Below are 2,813 nucleotides of genomic sequence, written 5' to 3' on the forward strand. Positions count from 1 at the left end.
AGTACGGCACTCCCGCTGGCCGAGTTCTTCGCCGCGCCGACCGTCGCCGCGCTCGCCGTCCGGGTGGCCAACGGCGGCGGCGGGCGCCCCTCGGTCGCCCCGCCGGTCCGCGAGGCCGCGCTGCCCGCCCGCGCCACCGCCTTCCAGTGCGAACTCTGGCTGCACGAGTCCGTCCAGCCCGGCAGCCCCCTCTACAACGTGCCGCTGCGGATCCGGGCCGTCGGCGCGCTGGACCTCGCCGCGCTCGGCCGGGCACTGACCGAGGTGGTCCGCCGCCACGAGGTGCTGCGCACCGCGCTGGGCGGCCAGGACGGCGACGTGGTCGCGGAGGTCCGCCCGCCCTACCCGGTCGAGGTCCCGCTGCTGGACCTCGCCGGCGCGGGGGAGGAGGAGCTGGACGCGGCGCTGCGCACCGAGGCCGCCCGGCCGCTCGACCTCGCCCGGGGCCGGCTGCTGCGCGCCCTCGCCCTGCGTACCGGCGACGGCCGGCACGAGCTGCTGTTCACCGTCCACCACGCCGCGATGGACGGCTGGGCGGCCGGCCTGCTCCTCGCCGAGCTGGGCCGCGCCCTGCAGGACGGCGAGCTCGCCGAGCCCGTACTCCAGGTGTCCGACGTCGCCCGCTGGGAGGAGCGCGCCGAAGCGGCCGGCCGGGAGGACGCGCTGCGCTGGGGCGAGGGGCTGCTCGGGCTGGACGCCGACCAGCACCTGCCCGGCGACCGCCCGCACCCGAACCCGCACGACACCGCGGGCCGCCGCACCGCCCGCCGGGTCGACGCCGGACTGGTCCGCTCGGCCGAGCGCTGGGCCGCACAGGAGGGCGCCAGTCTCTACATGGCCGTGCTGGCCGCGCTCGGCGGCGTGCTGCACCGCTACACCGGCCGCACCGACCTCGCCGTGCTCAGCCCGTTCGCCGTGCGGCCCGTCCCGGAACTGGAACAGGTCCTCGGCTCGCTGATCAACACCGTCGCGCTGCGCTTCGACGCGGCCGGCACCGACACCTTCCGCCAACTGGTCGCCCGGGTGCGCCCGGTGGTGCTGGAGGCCGCCGAGCACAGCGGCTACCCGTTCCTGGAGCACGCCCGCCGGGCCATCGGGTCGGCCGGGCTGACCGCCTCGCCGATCTCCCAGGTGCTGCTCGCGGTCCAGAACCACCCGGTGGCCGGCATCGAACTCCCGGGCCTCAGCCTGCAGTTCGTCTCCGAGGTGTGCAACGGCAGGGCCAAGACCGACCTTTCGCTGTTCCTGGAGTTCCCGGCCGAGGGGCCGCTGCTCTCCGCCGAGTACCGCACCTCGCGCTACGACGAGCGGTCGGTGCAGGCCGCGCTCGACCATCTGGTCGCGCTGCTCGCCGCCGCCGTCGCCGAACCCGACCGTCCGATCGGCGAGTTGGCGATGCTCTCGGCCGCCGATCCGGCCGCCGGCGCACCGGCCGACCGGACCGCGGCGCCGGTGCCCGACGCCCGGCTGCACGAACTGGTCGCCGCCCAGGCCGCCCGCACCCCGGAGGCGGTCGCCGTCTCCGCCGCCGACGGCGTCCTCGACTACGCCGGACTCGACGCCACCGCGGGCCGCCTGGCGCACCTGCTGGCCGCGCGCGGGGCCGGCCCCGGAACGCTGGTCGCGGTCGCCGTCCGGCGCGGCCGGCTGCTGCCCGCCGCCCTGCTCGGCGTGCTCCGCAGCGGCGCCGCCTACCTGCCGCTCGACGTCGACCAGCCGCTCGCCCGCAACCGCGCGGTGCTGGAGGATGCCGGCGTCACCGTGCTGGTCGCCGAAGAGGCCACCGCGGGCGACGAGTTGCTCGACGGCCGCGCCGTCGTCCTGATCGACGGGCCGGAGGCCGCCACGGCCCCGCAGGCCCCGGCCGCCGCCGTCGGCCCGGAGGACCGCGCCTACCTGCTCTACACCTCCGGCTCCACCGGCACCCCCAAGGGCGTCGCCGTACCGCACCGGGCGATCGTCAACTTCCTCACCTCGATGGGCCGCGAACCCGGCCTCACCGAGCAGGACGTGATGGCCGCGGTCACCACCGTCACCTTCGACATCGCCGGGCTCGAACTCTGGCTGCCGCTGGTCACCGGTGCCCGGGTGGAGATCGCCGACCGCGCCACCGCCACCGACGGCCACGCCCTGGCCGGCTGGCTGGAGCGGCGCGGCATCACCCACCTCCAGGCCACCCCCGCCACCTGGCGGATGCTGCTGGAGGCCGACTGGCCCGGCCGCCCCGGCCTGACCGCCCTCTGCGGCGGCGAGGCGCTCACCGCCGACCTCGCCGAGGCACTGCTCAAGCGCACCGGCGTGCTCTGGAACCTCTACGGGCCGACCGAGACCACCGTCTGGTCCACCGCCCAGCAGGTGACCCCCGAACTCGCCGCCCACGGCGGAGTGGTGGCACTCGGCGCACCCATCGCCAACACCCGGCTGCACCTGCTCGACACCGCCGGCCGGCCCGTACCGGTCAACGGCATCGGCGAGCTCTGCATCGCCGGCGTCGGCGTCGCGCTCGGCTACCACGGCCGCCCCGACCTGACCGCCGAACGGTTCGTCCCCGAGCCCGGCGGCCCCGAGGGCACGCTGATGTACCGCACCGGCGACCTCGCCTGCCGCCGCGCCGACGGCCGGCTGGAGTACCACGGCCGCACCGACGCCCAGGTCAAGCTGCGCGGGTTCCGGATCGAGCTGGGCGAGATCGAGGCCGCGCTCACCGACGTCCCCGGTGTCACCGCGGGCGCCGCCCGCCTCGCCGGCACCCCGGCCGGGCCCGTCCTGGCCGGATACGCCGTCACCGACGGCACGCTCACCGAGGACGCGCT

1 protein-coding gene is annotated in these 2,813 nt (G+C 77.0%); it reads left to right on the forward strand.

From position 1 onward, the window contains the following. A partial coding sequence (locus tag C2142_RS35710; RefSeq protein WP_194235849.1) for an amino acid adenylation domain-containing protein occupies nt 1–2,813 on the forward strand: 2,813 nt, incomplete at both ends.

The sequence above is a fragment of the Streptomyces sp. CB01881 genome, assembly GCF_002953255.1.
Lineage (GTDB): Bacteria > Actinomycetota > Actinomycetes > Streptomycetales > Streptomycetaceae > Kitasatospora.